This window comes from Caulobacter flavus (genome assembly GCF_003722335.1).
Classification (GTDB): Bacteria; Pseudomonadota; Alphaproteobacteria; order Caulobacterales; family Caulobacteraceae; genus Caulobacter; species Caulobacter flavus.
In genome coordinates, this window is the sequence record NZ_CP026100.1 from 3,223,028 (window position 1) to 3,236,867 (window position 13,840).

The 13,840-nt window shown below is 69.2% G+C and carries 11 protein-coding genes; 3 read left to right on the forward strand and 8 right to left on the reverse strand.

The features are described from left to right. Positions 1 to 71: 71 nt before the first annotated feature. Together C1707_RS14885 and C1707_RS14890 are read left to right on the forward strand one after the other, a co-directional pair. The gene (locus C1707_RS14885; RefSeq protein ID WP_101712093.1) at positions 72 to 686 is read left to right on the forward strand and encodes a TetR/AcrR family transcriptional regulator; all 615 of its coding nucleotides are present in this window, start codon (positions 72 to 74) and stop codon (positions 684 to 686) included. A 65-nt stretch (positions 687 to 751) separates the two neighbouring features. Then, positions 752 to 1,243 (forward strand): hypothetical protein, encoded by a 492-nt coding sequence (locus C1707_RS14890; RefSeq protein ID WP_101712094.1) that lies wholly within the window; start codon positions 752 to 754, stop codon positions 1,241 to 1,243. Between the two features lie 9 nt (positions 1,244 to 1,252). On the opposite strand, the gene C1707_RS14895 is transcribed toward C1707_RS14890, so the two are convergent. The 5 genes from C1707_RS14895 to C1707_RS14915 all read right to left on the reverse strand — a co-directional run bounded on the left by C1707_RS14895 (position 1,253) and on the right by C1707_RS14915 (position 9,788). Beyond that, positions 1,253 to 1,894 (reverse strand): isochorismatase family protein, encoded by a 642-nt coding sequence (locus C1707_RS14895; protein WP_101712095.1) that lies wholly within the window; start codon positions 1,892 to 1,894, stop codon positions 1,253 to 1,255. 116 nt (positions 1,895 to 2,010) lie between these two features. After that, entirely contained in the window at positions 2,011 to 3,204 is a 1,194-nt protein-coding gene (locus C1707_RS14900) for a CaiB/BaiF CoA transferase family protein (RefSeq protein ID WP_101712096.1), read from the reverse strand. Between the two features lie 11 nt (positions 3,205 to 3,215). Beyond that, complete coding sequence (locus C1707_RS14905; protein WP_101712097.1) at positions 3,216 to 5,084, reverse strand: hydantoinase B/oxoprolinase family protein; 1,869 nt, start codon at positions 5,082 to 5,084, stop codon at positions 3,216 to 3,218. Positions 5,085 to 5,087: 3 nt separating this feature from the next. Continuing rightward, positions 5,088 to 7,145, reverse strand: a complete 2,058-nt coding sequence (locus C1707_RS14910) for a hydantoinase/oxoprolinase family protein (protein WP_101712098.1) — start codon at positions 7,143 to 7,145, stop codon at positions 5,088 to 5,090. Between the two features lie 159 nt (positions 7,146 to 7,304). Next, positions 7,305 to 9,788, reverse strand: a complete 2,484-nt coding sequence (locus C1707_RS14915) for a TonB-dependent receptor (protein ID WP_101712099.1) — start codon at positions 9,786 to 9,788, stop codon at positions 7,305 to 7,307. A gap of 179 nt (positions 9,789 to 9,967) precedes the next feature. Here C1707_RS14915 and C1707_RS14920 point away from each other — a divergent pair, with 179 nt between their 5' ends. Then, a complete protein-coding gene (locus C1707_RS14920; protein ID WP_101712100.1) occupies positions 9,968 to 10,885 on the forward strand; it encodes a hydroxymethylglutaryl-CoA lyase in 918 nt (305 codons plus the stop codon). Between the two features lie 142 nt (positions 10,886 to 11,027). Here the strand turns inward: C1707_RS14920 and C1707_RS14925 are convergent, their stop codons facing one another. From C1707_RS14925 to C1707_RS14935, 3 genes are read right to left on the reverse strand one after another with little or no spacing between them, the layout of a single operon-like run. Beyond that, a complete protein-coding gene (locus C1707_RS14925) occupies positions 11,028 to 11,441 on the reverse strand; it encodes a DUF2141 domain-containing protein (RefSeq protein WP_101712101.1) in 414 nt (137 codons plus the stop codon). 14 nt (positions 11,442 to 11,455) lie between these two features. Then, positions 11,456 to 12,631 (reverse strand): aromatic ring-hydroxylating dioxygenase subunit alpha, encoded by a 1,176-nt coding sequence (locus C1707_RS14930; protein WP_101712102.1) that lies wholly within the window; start codon positions 12,629 to 12,631, stop codon positions 11,456 to 11,458. Next, on the reverse strand, positions 12,628 to 13,839 hold the full coding sequence (locus tag C1707_RS14935; protein WP_101712103.1) for a serine hydrolase domain-containing protein: 1,212 nt from the start codon (positions 13,837 to 13,839) through the stop codon (positions 12,628 to 12,630). Before C1707_RS14935 ends, C1707_RS14930 begins: the two co-directional genes overlap by 4 nt. Between the last annotated feature and the right edge of the window lies 1 nt (position 13,840).

Below are 13,840 nucleotides of genomic sequence, written 5' to 3' on the forward strand. Positions count from 1 at the left end.
AGTGTACGGTCTGGTCCAGAAAACGCCTGGGCCTGGTTAACCGGGCCGATCGGAGACGGGGAGGAGGGCGCGTGCGCGTCAAGACCGAGGAAAAGCGCAAATGCATTCTGGAAGCGGCCAAGGCCGTGTTCCTCGAGCGCGGCTTCCTAGGGGCGAGCATGGCCGAGGTGTCGGCCCGCGCCGGCGGCTCCAAGCAGACGCTCTACAGCTACTTCGCCTCCAAGGACGACCTCTTCGTGGCCACCATGCTGGAGAAGGGCGCCCAGATCATCGATCCGGTGTTCTCGACCTTCGAGAGCGAAGACGACCTGCGCCCCGCGCTCAGCCGTTTTGGCCGCGTGTTCCTGGCGTTCGTGTCGAGCGAGGAGGTTCTGGCGTTCCGGCGGATGATCATCGCCGAGGGCGCGCGGTCCAATCTGGGCAAGCTGTTCTTCGAGAACGGCCCCAGGCGCGGCTGGACGCGGATGACCGCCCGCTTCGAGTGGTTCATGGAGCAGGGGCAGATGCGGCGCGTCGATCCCTGGCAGGCGGCCATGCATTTCCAGGCGCTCTGCGAGTCCGGCCCGTTCTATCGCCTGCTCGAGGGCGTGCTGCCCGAACTGACGCCCGAGATGGTGGACGCGGCGGTGGACGCGGCGGTCGACGTCTTCATGCGCGCCTACGGACTTGAGACCGCCGCGACCTGATCTTGGCCATTGCGCGTCGGGCGATGGCGTGTAGCTTCTCTCTCAGGGGTTGAATTGAGGTGAGCATGTCGATCGTCGGACGGATCGCTGGCGTGGCCATCCTGGCCGTCGCGTTCCTGCAGGCCGGTTGCGCCACGACGCCGGAAGCCAGGTTCGCCACTCTGGGCCCGTTGCGCACGGCGCTGAGCACCTCGCCCGAGATGCTGCGCCTGCGGGCCGACAAGAACGACGCCCAGGCGCAGATGGCGCTGTCGCTGCTCTACGAATACGGCCAGGGCGGCCTGGAGAAAGATCCCGCCCAGGCCCTGCTTCTGCGCCATCGCGCCACGGTTCAGCGCGGATCGACGCCGATCAGCATCTACACGCCCGGCATCAACGGCAAGCCAGGGCGGGTGTCGATGATCTTCGTCCCCCGTTACGACGTCTCGCCGGGCCAGGCCGCGGTCAACGCCGCCTGCGCCGGCGCCCTCGCCAGGAGCGATCGCTCGCCAAAGGGCGTCGAACCATGCGGCGGCGAGGCGCGGTACGATCAGCTCGCGGCGAGCTGGGGGAGATGAGGGGGCGCGCTAGGCGCGGGCCGCGCCGGCGATAAGCTCCAGGGCTTGGGTCTCCGTCACCACCTCGGCGTACTTGGCCTGCAGGTCGAAGAGGTTGGCTTCCTGCACCCGCTCGTCGCGGTCGCCCGAGGCTTCGCGCACCACGAACGGGATGAAGCCGTGCTGCAGGGCGTCCAGGGCGCTGGCCCGTACGCAGCCCGACGTGGAAAAGCCGCCCATGATCACGGTGTCGACGCCCATGGCCCGCAGGGTCGAGGCCAGCGGCGTGCCGAAGAAGGCCGAGGCGTACTGCTTGGACAGCACGATCTCGCCCTCGATCGGTGTGATCTCCTTGGGGAAGGCGCCCAGGGGCGAGCCTTCCTGGAAGGCCTTCAGGGCCGGCACCTTGCGATAGAACACCCCGCCGTCGCGGCCGCCGACGCCGGCCTGGTAGACGACGTTGGTCAGGATCACCGGGATGCCGGCCTTGCGCGCGGCCTGCAGCAGGCGGGCGTTGCTGGCCAGGGCCGCCTCGACGCCGGCATAGAGCGGCGAGTCGGGCAGCAGGTAGGCGTCGACCACGTCGATGATCAGCAGCGCGGGGCTCTTGCCGAAGGCCAGGCGACCGCCAAAGCCGGCCTTTTCGTAGTCGGAGTTCAGATCTTCGGCCATTTTCACTCCGCTCGTCCGGCGTGGGACGACTAGCTCAAATCAAATCAACAATGTCATCCCGGCTCCAAGGCGCTGAGCGCCCGCGGTCGGGATGCCAAGGAGGGATGGGGCGGTTCCTAGACCACCCCTTGCTCGGCCAGGGTCTTCAGTTCGCTCTCCGAAATCCCGAGCTCGCCCCAGACCGCGCCGTTGTCCTGGCCCACCGCCTGCGAGGCGATGGCGCGGACGACGCCGGGGGTCCTGGAGAGCTTGGGCATCACGTTCTGCATCGGCAGTTCGCCCCAGCGCGGGTGGTTCAACGTGACGATCGACTCCCGCGCCGCGAAGTGCGGGTCGGCCAGCATCTCGGGCGCGCGATAGATCTTTCCGGCCGGCACGCCGGCCTCGATCATCTTGGCCTCGACCTCGTCGACCGTGAGGGTCTTGGTCCAGGCCTCGATGAGGGCGTCCAGCGCCTTCATGTTGCGGCCCCGGTTGACGTGGTTGACGTAGTCGGGGTGCTGGGCGAGCTCGGGCTGGTCCATGGCCTTGCAGAGGCGGCCGAACACCGTGTCCTGGTTGGCGGCGATCAGGTAGTCGCCGTCCTTGCAGTGATAGACGTTCGACGGGGCGATGCCGGGCAGCACCGAGCCCGATCGCTCGCGGATGTAGCCCATGACCTTGTAGTCGGGGACCAGGCTTTCCATGACCTGCAGCACCGCCTCGTAGAGCGAGCTGTCTACAACCTGGCCCTGGCCCGTCGTGTCGCGGTGGCGCAGGGCGGCCAGGGCGCCGAGGCACCCGTAGGTCGCCGCCAGGGCGTCGCCGATCGAGATGCCCATGCGCGAGGGCGCGCGGTCCGGGTCGCCGACGATGTGGCGCCAGCCGCCCATGGCCTCGCCGATGCCGCCGAAGCCTGCCCGGTCGGCATAGGGACCGGTCTGGCCGTAGCCCGACACCCGCACGATGATCAGGCCCGGGTTCTCGGCGTGCAGGGCCTCTGGGCTCAGGCCCCAGCCCTCCAGCGTGCCCGGACGGAAGTTCTCGATCAGTATGTCGGCCGTGGCGATCAGCTTGCGGGCCAGGGCCTGGCCCTCGGGCACGCGCAGGTTGGCCGAGACCGTGCGCTTGTTGCGGGCCACGACCTCCCACCACAGCGGATAGTCGCCGCGACCCCAGTCGCGCATCGGGTCGCCCTTGCCGGGCGGCTCGATCTTGATGACGTCCGCGCCCATGTCGCCCAGCAGCTGGCCGCAGAACGGACCCGCGATCAGCTGGCCCATCTCCACGACGCGCAGGCCCTTGAGAGGACCGGTGTTTTCAACCGTCATGACGCTGATGCCTACTCCGCCGCCAGGGCCAGCGGCGCGTTGCGCCACACGGGCGGACGCGGCGCGGGCAGGCCGGTTTCGGCCAGGCAGTTGGCGCGCAGCTCGTCCAGCGACGGACCGCGGTCGAAAACCTCCAGCGGGCCGCGCTGGCCGCGGATCTCGGCGCGCAGGGCGTCGGTGGCCGCCGCATCGCCGACAACGACGCCGAAGCGCTTGGCGCCCTCGACGCTGACCAGGCCGCGCGAGACTTCCAGCTCGACCAGTTCGACCTCGCGCTCCAGCGGGTCGCCCCAGCCGCCGCCGCCCCAGGTGACGAAGTGCAGCAGGTCGCCCTTGTCGACCTGGATCCCGTCGCACTTGGAGGGCAGGGCGACGCTCTCGCCGCTCGCCTTGTCCAGGCGCTTCCACGAGCGGGCGCCGGGGGCGCCGCCGTTGACGCCCCACGGCGGCACGAACCAGCGGTCGTCGTGGATGGCGATCGTGCCGGCCTCGGTGAAGCGGTAGGTCATGTGGATGCCGTTGCCGCCCCGGAAGCGCCCGGCGCCGCCGCTGTCGGCGACGCTCTCGTAGCGCTCGATGACCATCGGGAAGTAGCGCTCGAGGAACTCGTTCGGAACGTTGGTGAAGCCCGGCCACAGCGAGTGACCGTCGGCGCCGTCGCCGAACGGACGCCCCGGAATGCCGCCAAAACCGATCTGGAACAGCTGGAACCACTCGCCCTTGCCGTCGAAGCCCGAGAACATCAGGTGCGGCGAACTCGAGAAGCCGGCGGCGCACAGGAATTCCGGGGTCTTCTGGCCGAGCAGAGCGCCCAGCACGTCGAAGATGCGGCCCAGGGCGTGGGTGCGGCAGGAGAGGGCGGCCGGGAACTTCGGCTTCAGCAGGCTGCCTTCCGGGATCCGCACGTCGACCAGGTCGTAGAAGCCGTCGTTGAACAGGATCTGCGGGTCGAAGACCATGATCATGTAGATGCCGAAGAACATCTTGAACATGTTCTCGTTCAGCAGGAAGTTGATCGAGCTGTCCGACTGCGGATCGGTGCCGTCGAAATCGAGCACGACCTTGTCGCCTTCGCGCCACATGGTGCACTTGATCTTGAACGGGCCGGCGCCCTTGCCGTCGTCGCAGATGTAGTCCTCGAACGACACCGGCGCCTCGCCGATCGCCGTCGAGATCAGGTGGGCCATGGCGCGGTGGTTGCGGGCCAGAAGCTCGTCCAGGGCGCTGGCGAACACGTCGTCGCCGAAGCGCTCGCAGATCTCGACCACCCGGCGGCCGGCCACGCGGCACGAGGCGACGATGGCGTGCAGGTCGGCCTTGAACCACTCGGGCATGCGCGACTGGTGGGCGGCGATGCGCACGATGTCGGCCTGCAGCTCGCCCTTGCGATAGAGCTTCACCGGCGGCAGGCGGAAGCCTTCCTCGAAGATCGAGGCCGCGTCGGTGGGCAGCGAACCGGGCACCTTGCCGCCGACGTCGGTCATGTGGCCGAACATCGCCGACCAGGCCACCAGGCGCCCGTCGCGGAAGATCGGGGCGATGCACAGCTGGTCGGAGGCGTGGCTGATCGCGCCCTCGACCGAATAGGGGTCGTTGACGAGGATGATGTCGCCTTCCTCGATCTCGCCGTCATAGCCCTTGAGGAAGCCGTCGATGAACGAGCCGAACTGGCCCACCACCATGCGGCCGTCGCGGTCGGCGATCAGCGGGAAGGCGTCGCCCTGTTCGCGGATGCCGGGCGACAGGGCGGTGCGGAACAGGGTGGCGTCCATCTCGACGCGGGCGTTGCGCAGGGCGTTCTCGATGATGTCGAGCGTCACCGGATCGACGGCGACCTTGCCGAAGGGCGTGGAATTGGTTTCCAGAATGCGCGCGGGCATGGTTCAGCCCTCCGAAACGGGGTTGATCAGGATGACGCCGTAGGCGTCGACGACCGCTTCGCAGTCGGGCAGCACCAGGGTGGTCGAATCCATCTCGGTGATGATCGCCGGACCCGGAACGCGGTCGCCGGCGCGGAGCTTGGAACGGTCGTAGATGGCGGCCGGCTTCATGCCGCCGTCGGCCCAGACCTCGTGGTCGCGGATCTTGGCGCGCGAGGGATCGCCGTCGCCCTTCTCGATCTCCAGCGACGGGATCTCCTGCACCTTGCCCATGGCGACGGCGCGCAGGTTCACCAGCTCGTGCTCGGCGTCCATGTTGAAGGTGAAGCGGCGGCGGTGCTCTTCGTCGAAGGCGGCGGCCAGGCGCTGCAGCCCTCCGTCCTTCAGGCTGTCGAGCGTCACGTGCATCGGCACTTCGAAGGCCTGGCCGTGATAGCGGACGTCGATCTCGAAGCGGGTCTCGATCTCGGCGTCGGCGACGCCGTCGGCCTTGAGCGTGTCGCGGATCTGGGCGTCCATCTCGCCGAACAGACCCAGCACCTCGGCCTCGGTCGCGGCCGACAGGCGCTTGGAGTACGAGCGGGCGGTTTCGGTACGCATGCGGGTGGTGGCGTCGCCCAGGGCGCACAGCACGCCGGGCGAGACCGGCGACACGGCCGGCCACGACCCCATCAGCTTGGCCACGGCGTTGACGTGCAGCGGGCCTGCGCCGCCAAAGCCCATCAGGGCGAAGTCACGCGGGTCGTAGCCCTGCTGCACCGAAATCATGCGCAGCGCGCCGAACATGTTCTCGTTGACGATGTCGATGATGCCGCGGGCGGCCTCATAGAGGTCGATGCCCAGGGCGTCGGCGATGGTCTGCACCGCGGTGCGGGCCGCTTCGCGATCCAGCTTGAAGGCGCCGCCCAGCAGGTCTTCGGGCAGGTAGCCGAGCACGACGTTGGCGTCGGTGACGGTGGGGGCCGTGCCGCCCTTGCCGTAGGCGGCCGGACCCGGCGCGGCGCCGGCGCTTTCCGGGCCCACGCGCAGGGCGCGGGTCAGTTCCGGCACCTTGGCGATCGAGCCGCCGCCGGCGCCGACCGTCTTCACGTCCAGCGACGAGGCGCGGACGGTCAGGTGGCCGACGTCTGTGGTGCGCACGCGGCGCGGCTCGCCGTTCTCGATCAGCGCGACGTCGGTCGAGGTGCCGCCGACATCGAGCGTAAGGATGTTCTTCAGGCCCGAATTGCGGGCCACCCACAGGGCGCCGGTGACGCCGCCGGCCGGGCCGCTCATCAGCAGGCTGACGGGGTGCTCTTCGGACTTCTCCGACGACATCAGGCCGCCGTCCGAACGCAGCAGGGCGATGCGGCCCTGCATGTCGAGGCCGCGCAGCTTGTCGCGCAGGTTCTTGACGTACTTGCTGACGACCGGACGCACCGAGGCGTTGGCGACGGTGGTCAGGGTGCGCTCGTATTCCTGCATTTCCGGCAGGACCTCGTGCGACAGCGACACCAGCACGCCCGGCAGGATCTCGGCGGCCAGCTCGGCCACGCGACGCTCGTGCGAGCCGTTCAGGTAGGCGTTCATCAGGGCGATGGTCACCGCCTCGACGCCCTGGCCCTTCAGCTTGGTCAGCTGGGCGCGGACGTCGACCTCGTCGAGCGGGCGGACCTCCTTGCCGACCGCGTCGATGCGGCCCTTGATCTCGACGGTGTCTTCCAGCTTCGCGAGCGGCTCCGGCTTGGGCCAGATGATCCAGGCGGCCAGGCCGCCGGGCACCAGCGAGCGGGCGATCTGCATCACCTGGTGATAGCCCTCGGTGGTGACCAGGCCGACGCGGGCGCCCTTGCCCTCGAGCACGGCGTTGGTGGCCACGGTGGTGCCGTGCAGGAACACGTCGACATCCGACGGCTTGACCCCGGCCTTCTCGCAGACGGCGTTGACGCCAGTCATCACGCCGACCGAGCTGTCGTGCGGCGTCGACGGCGTCTTGTGCCGCCAGAAGTCGCCCGTCGCCTCGTTCAGCAACAGCAGGTCGGTGAAGGTCCCGCCTACGTCCACGCCCAATCGGTAAGCCATCGTCAGCCTCTATTGCTGGCGCGCCAACTCCCCCCCCAGGGCGACTCCCCCCAAGTGCGACGGCGCGACGCCTATTGAGACGACAATCCCCCGATCGGACGGCGCGCGCCGGATCGGGGGAGGGGTTTCACCGCTGTGCGGGCGCCGCCCGTACTGTCGTCAGAACTTCACGGCGAGTTCGACGCCGAAGGTCGCGCCGGCCGCCGGCGAGGCGAAGTTTCCGCCGAACTCCGGGGCCGGGATCACCTCGGTCAGGTAGCGCTCGCCCGTCACGTTCTTGCCGAAGGCGGTGACGCTCCACGTATCCGCTTCGAGGCCTGCCCGCAGGTCCAGCGTCGTGTAGGCGTCGCGACGCGACTTGCCGTAGTTGGCCCGGCCCAGGGCGCCGTAGCTCAGCTCGAAGACGGTGGGGTTGTCCTGGTCCTGCACGACGTGGAACCAGGTCGGCCCCGTGCCGCGCACGTCGGCCCGCAGGTGCAAGGCGAGATTCTCCGGCAGCGGGTGGACGTAGTCGGCCGCCAGGTTCCAGGTGTAGCGCGGCGTGTAGGGCGACTCGTTCCCCACCGTGTCGGGTCGCACCGAGCTCTTGCGGATCTCGCTGTCGGTGTAGGCGCCCGAGGCCTCCAGCGTCAGGCGGGAACTGGCCTTGTAGCGCAGGCCCAGTTCCGCGCCCCTGATCCGCACCTCGTCGATGTTGGACACCGCGCGCAGCAGGCCGAACGGGCCGACGAAGAACTCGAAGAACTGCATGTCGTCGACGTCGGTGTGATAGGCGGCCGCGTCGAGCGTCAGGCGGCCGTCCAGCATCCGGCCCTTGGCGCCGATCTCGAAGCTGCTCGACACCTCCTTGTCGAAGTCGTCGCGGATGGTCACCGGCTTGTAGCCGGCGGCCGTGCGCACCGGATTGACGAACAGGTTGACTGTGGCGGCGCTGCCCTGGCTGTTGAAGCCGCCGGACTTGAAGCCGATCCCCCAGTCTCCGTAGAGGGTCCAGTCGGCGTTGGCCTTCCAGCGCAGGGCGATCTTGGGCTGGACCTGGTCGTAGGTCTTCTTCTGGTCCTTGATGCCGCCCGGATTGATCGTGGCGTCGAGGCCTGGGTTCAGGGCCGCGCCGCCGGTATAGGGCGGGCCGTTGAAGTCGATGTACTTGGTGCGGGCGGCGGCGGGCACCAGGTTGTGGACCTTGCGCGCCTCGCGGTCGTAGCGCAGGGCCAGCGAGCCTTCGAGGCCGGGCGTGAAGTCGTAGGCTAGCTGGCCGAACACGGCGGCCACGTCGCTGCGGAAATCGTCCCAATAGAGCTGCTCGGTGGAATAGGCCGAGGACGCGGGCACATAGAGGGCGCGCGGAACCTCGCCGCCGCCGTCCAGGCCCGTGGCCACGCCGACCTCGCGGTCGATCCGCAGGGCGTAGGCGCCGACCATCCAGCGCAGCGGCTGGTCCGAGCGCGAGGTCAGGCGCAGCTCGCCCGACAGGTCGCTCTGGTCGCGCTTCTGGTACTGGTAGCCGTCGCAGGCGGTCGGCGTGTAGGGGCCGAAGAACGAGCCCGCCGCCGTCGGCGCCAGGTATTGCGGCGAGGGCAGGGTGATCCCCTTGGCGTTCAGGTCGGCGATCGAGGCGGCGCAGGCGGCGCTGGCGTTGAAGAAGCCGAACGAGGCCGAGGTCCCGTCGGCGACCAGGTCGTTGTCGATGTCGGAATAGAGGGTCCAGGCCGTCAGGGTGGCGAAGCCCAGGTCGCGCTCCAGCTTGGCCGAGACCTCGAAGGCCTGCTGCTCGTTGGTGTGCGGCACGTTGTTCTGGAAGGCGAAGCGATGGTCGTTGACGTCCTCGTAGTAGGACGGCGTGGCCGTCACCGATGCGAAGGCGGGCAGGGCGAAGGCGGCGTTGTAGGCGATGGCGCCGGCGCTCAGTTCGCCGTAGCGGGCCTTGAGGTCGAGCTTGGTCTTCTCGTCGAGCCGCGCCACCAGGCGTCCGTTCAGATTGTAGCCCTCGAAGCGGTCGACCGCGCCGCCGCCCAGGTCGCTGCTCCAGAAGCCGTCGGTCTTGCGGAAGTCGGCCGACAGGCTGCCGAAGATCCGTTCGCTCAGCGGCCCGGCCACGCGCAGGTCGCCGGCGAAGCTGTCGCGATTGCCGACGCTGATCTTGCCCGCGCCTTCGAAGGTCTCGCCAGGTTCGACGGTGGAGACGATGATCGCCCCGGCCGCGGCGTTGCGGCCGTAGACCGCGCCTTGCGGACCCTTCACGACCTCGATCTGGCGCAGGTCGGAGAACTCGCGGTTGAAGGCGGCGGGGTTGGCCATCTGCACGCCGTCGACGACGAAGGCGAACGAGGCCTGGGCGTCGCGGGCGCCGTTGACGCCGCGGATGTTGACCTGGGCGTCGCCCTGCTCGGCGGCCTGCACCAGGCTGACGCCCGGGGTCAGAGCCACGAAGTCGGCGGCGCGGGCGACGCCGGCGGCTTCCAGCGTCGACTGGCCCAGCGCCGAGACGGCGGCTGGCACGTCGCGCAGGTTCTCGGCCCGCTGGCGGGCGGTGACCATCACCTCGTCTACGGCGGTGGGCGTTTCCTGGGCGGACGCGACGCTGGCCCAGGCGAAGGCCAGCAGCGAGGCGCCCGTCAGGGCGGCGGTCTTCTTGGTGTTCATCGATCAGGCTCCCCTCCAGTGATCGAGGAGAGCTTGCGCCGCATACCGACGTTCGCCGCGCGGCCGCGCGCGCTCCCCGCCTGTCGGGCGCCAGGGGCGGGGCGCTGGCTTCGCGGGCGCCGCCGCGCATCCTCGCGCGCCATGCCTGCCCGCCTCGCGGGCGTCGAGGAGCCTCCGCCATGACCACCCGCATCGAGATCGTCGAGGTATCGCCCCGCGACGGCCTGCAGAACGAGAAGACGATGGTCTCGGCTACCGACAAGGCGGCCCTGGTGCTGAAGGCCGTCGAGGCCGGCGCCCGGCGGGTCGAGGCCGTCAGCTTCGTCAATCCGCGCGCCGTGCCGCAGATGGCCGACGCCGACGAGGTGATGGCCCGCCTGCGCGGCCAGCAGGACCTGCGCGCCCGCGGCGTGTTGTTGATCGGTCTGGTGTTGAACCGCCGGGGGCTCGACCGCGCCATCGCCGCCGATGTCGACGAGGTCAATTTCGTCGTGGTGGCCAGCGAGACCTTCAACGCCCGCAATCAGGGCGTCTCCGTCTCCGAGACCCTGCGGCAGATCGCCGAGGCGCCGCAGGTCGTCCGCCAGGCGGGCCTGAAACTGGGCGTCACCATCGCAGCGGCCTTCGGCTGTCCGTTCGAGGGCGAGGTGGCGGTCGAGCAGGTGGCGCGCATCGCCGCCGAGCTGGCGGACTTCGGGGTCGCCGAGATCACCCTGGCCGACACCATCGGCGTGGGCGACCCGCTGTCGGTCGAGACCCGCTTCGGCGCCGTCCGGGCCGTGGCGCCCGGCGCCACGCTGCGCGCGCACTTTCACAACACCCGCAACACTGGCCTGGCCAACGCCTTCGCCGCCTGGCGCGCGGGCGTCGTCAGCCTGGACGCCTCGATCGGCGGCACCGGCGGCTGTCCGTTCGCCCCGGCCGCGACCGGCAACGTGCCGACCGAGGACCTCGCCTACATGTTCGCGCGGATGGGCGTGACGACCGGGCTGGACCTGCCGGCGCTGATCGATGCGGCCGGCTGGCTGAAGGGCGTTCTGGGCGCGCCGAGCCTGCCGGGCATGGTCTCGAAGGCGGGCGGGTTTCCGCCGCCCTGATCCTCCCCCCGAAGGGGGAGGTGGCCCGAAGGGCCGGAGGGGGGAAGTCTTCAACGACGAAGGGGCAGTCGCCGGTTAACCAGCAACTGCCCCCTCCGTCGGCTTCGCCGACACCTCCCCCTTGAGGGGGAGGGTCTTTGACCTAGTACTTCAGCCCCACCGCCACGCTCGCGCCGTCGGCGCCGACCTCCACGGCCGAGTCCTCGAACTTCGGCGGGCCGAACCGGGCCTTGGGATCGCGCGACAGGCCCACGCCGTCGGCGGGCAGGCCCAGGGCGGTCTTCTTCATCACCCCGTCGCCGTCCTGGTCGTGGAAGGCCAGGAACGACCAGCGGCCGGGCGGCAGGTTGGCGATCCTGGCGGTCACGCCGCCCGACGCGGCCGGAACCTTCACGTTGTAGGGGCAGGTCTTCAGGAAGGTGGCCTTGTCGCAGGCCGACACCACGACTTGGCCCCTGGTGTTCTGCACGCCCGAAACCCTGACCTCCACGGAGGCCGCGTGCGCGGCCCCCGTGACGGCCAGCGCGGCGACGAGGACGAGGATGCTCGGTCTCATGCGCGTCGCTCCCGCTATTCGGCCGCGGCCGGCGCGGAGCCGCCGTGGCGCTGTTTCAGGGCCTCGGCCCGCACCCGCTCGCCGTCGACCAGCGGCACGGTCTTGAGCAGGAAGTCCTTGGCCTCCTTCGGATCGGCGCGGTCGGGCGAGGGGATGACCATCGCCCGCTTGCCCTGGATGTCGCGCTCCATGGCGTCGACGTCCAGCGCCCAGCCCTTCTCGATCAGCTCGCGGCGCTTGTTGCGCCAGGCCACCATGATGCCGTCCGACTTCACGCTGACTTCCTCGTGCAGATAGACGGGCAGCAGCTCGGGGCAGACCTTCTCCATGATCACGCGGTCCTGCTCGAAGATGCGCAGGGTGCGGCGGCGGCTGTCGCCGTCCCAGATCTTCTGGGTCAGGAAGTTGCGGGCCATGATCCAGCGCGTGATCGTCGTGGTCTCGTCGATCGGCGTGTTGACGTCGAAGATCACCGTCGACCAGGTCGGCGTCGGGCGGATCTGGATGCGCACGTGCGCGCCCGAGACGTGGAAGCCGTTGCGCACGGTGACCATGCTGCGCTTGGCCTTGCGGAAGAACTTCCACATGCCCTTGTACTCGGGCGGCACGAACTTCAGCTCGGCATAGGCCGACCACTCGTCCTGCTCGAGCGTGAACTCGTGCACCTGCGGCGCTTCCTTGTCGCCGAAGCTGGGGTGGACGAAGGCCGCGTGCGAGGGGTCGATGCCGTTCTCGGTGATCCGGGCGTAATTGGCCTTCCACTCGTAGGTGCCGCGGATGCAGCGCCAGGCCGGGTCCTCGAACTCGGGGAAGGGCGGCAGGGGCGGGCGCTCGGCCTCGGGCAGGTCGCCCATGAACACCCAGATCATCCCGTACTTTTCCAGCACGGGATAGGAATCGACCTTGGCGCGCGGCGGGATTTTCGTCTCGGGATCCTGCGACGGGATCTTCACGCACTTGCCGCCGCCGTTGAAGCGCCAGCCGTGATAGGGGCACTCGATGGCGTCGTCGACGACCATGCCGCTGCCGAGCGAGGCGCCGCGGTGGATGCAGACGTCCGACAGGCAGCTGACCTTGCCCTTGGAGTCGCGGAACACCACGAACTCCAGGCCCAGCATCTTCACCCGCTTGTGGCCGCCATTAGGGATCTGTTCGCTGTACTCGGCGACGTACCACTGGTTCTTGATCATGGCGCCTTCTCCGGCTGCGGGGCGGCGGGGGCCGCCAGACCGCGAAGAATGAGATTGGGTATCTTGGTGTCGTCCCAGTCGTCGAGATCGACGCCGTCACGCAGGACGACCAGCTTTTGCGAGGGCACGATCCACAGCCGCCGCTTGCCCCAGCCGTCCAGGAAGATGGCGTCCTCGGCGACGATCGGCTCGGCCGAGACGCTGGCCTTGTCGGGACGCTCGGGCGAGTAGATGCGGTTCTTGGCGAACGGACGGCCGCGCCAGATCTGGAAGCCGTAGCCCGGATTGGCCTTGCCCGGTGCGCTCATGGCCGCGACGTAGTCGGCGGGCAGAACCTGCTTGCCCTCGAACGACCCGCCGTCGGCCAGCATGATCCCGATGCGCATCCAGTCCTGGACCTGTGAGATCATGCAGCAGTCGCCGTGCGCCAGGCCGCCTTCCTTGGCCAGCCACAGCGAGCCGTCGTGCATGCCCAGCGGCGCGAACAGCTTTTCCGACATGTAGTCGGCGAAGGTCTTGCCGGTGGCGCGCTCGACGATGACGCTCAGCGCCACCGGGTCGGGATTGTGGTGGCCGAACACCGTGCCCGGCGGGTGGACGGCCTTGAGGGCCAGATTGTCCTTGGCCAGGTCCGGCGACAGGAAGGTGCGGATGGTGCTGGACCACGGCGCGTAGGAATAGTCCGGCGGCTCCAGGCCCGACGACATCTGCAGCAGGTCGCGGATGGTGATCTTCGAGCGCTCGTCGTTCTTCCATTCGGTGATGAAGTCGGCGGCCGGCTGGTCGACCGACCTGATCTTGCCGTCGGCGATGGCGGCGCCGATCAGCATGCCGGTCATGGTCTTGGTGAAGGAGTGGGCCTTCATCACCGTATTGGGGCCGACGCCGTTCCAGTAGCGCTCGTAGACGACGGCGCCGTCCTTGACCACGATCAGGGCGTCGGACTTGCGCTCGCCCGCGTACTCGCCGGCGGCCTCCAGCGCGGCGGGATCGATCCCGGCCGCTTCCGGCGTGGTCTTGGGCAGGGGAGCGCCGGGCGCGCCCTTGACCACGGCGACCGGCTTGTACCAGTCGATCGGCGGCTCCAGCGGGTTGACCGTCAGGGCGCGGAAATAGCGGTTCCAATAGAGCGGCGCGGTCGCATAGGTCGCCGCGCCCGCCAGGACGACGGCGCCGAGACCGATCAGCAGGATCTTGCGCTTCTTCACT

Excerpts from the sequence above, each read along its gene's own strand:
- C1707_RS14930 (WP_101712102.1), bottom strand. The coding sequence starts at position 12,631 with ATGATCAAGAACCAGTGGTACGTCGCCGAGTACAGCGAACAGATCCCT.
- C1707_RS14905 (WP_101712097.1), bottom strand. The coding sequence starts at position 5,084 with ATGCCCGCGCGCATTCTGGAAACCAATTCCACGCCCTTCGGCAAGGTC.
- C1707_RS14895 (WP_101712095.1), bottom strand. The coding sequence starts at position 1,894 with ATGGCCGAAGATCTGAACTCCGACTACGAAAAGGCCGGCTTTGGCGGT.
- C1707_RS14920 (WP_101712100.1), top strand. The coding sequence starts at position 9,968 with ATGACCACCCGCATCGAGATCGTCGAGGTATCGCCCCGCGACGGCCTG.
- C1707_RS14890 (WP_101712094.1), top strand. The coding sequence starts at position 752 with ATGTCGATCGTCGGACGGATCGCTGGCGTGGCCATCCTGGCCGTCGCG.
- C1707_RS14900 (WP_101712096.1), bottom strand. The coding sequence starts at position 3,204 with ATGACGGTTGAAAACACCGGTCCTCTCAAGGGCCTGCGCGTCGTGGAG.
- C1707_RS14915 (WP_101712099.1), bottom strand. The coding sequence starts at position 9,788 with ATGAACACCAAGAAGACCGCCGCCCTGACGGGCGCCTCGCTGCTGGCC.
- C1707_RS14925 (WP_101712101.1), bottom strand. The coding sequence starts at position 11,441 with ATGAGACCGAGCATCCTCGTCCTCGTCGCCGCGCTGGCCGTCACGGGG.
- C1707_RS14910 (WP_101712098.1), bottom strand. The coding sequence starts at position 7,145 with ATGGCTTACCGATTGGGCGTGGACGTAGGCGGGACCTTCACCGACCTG.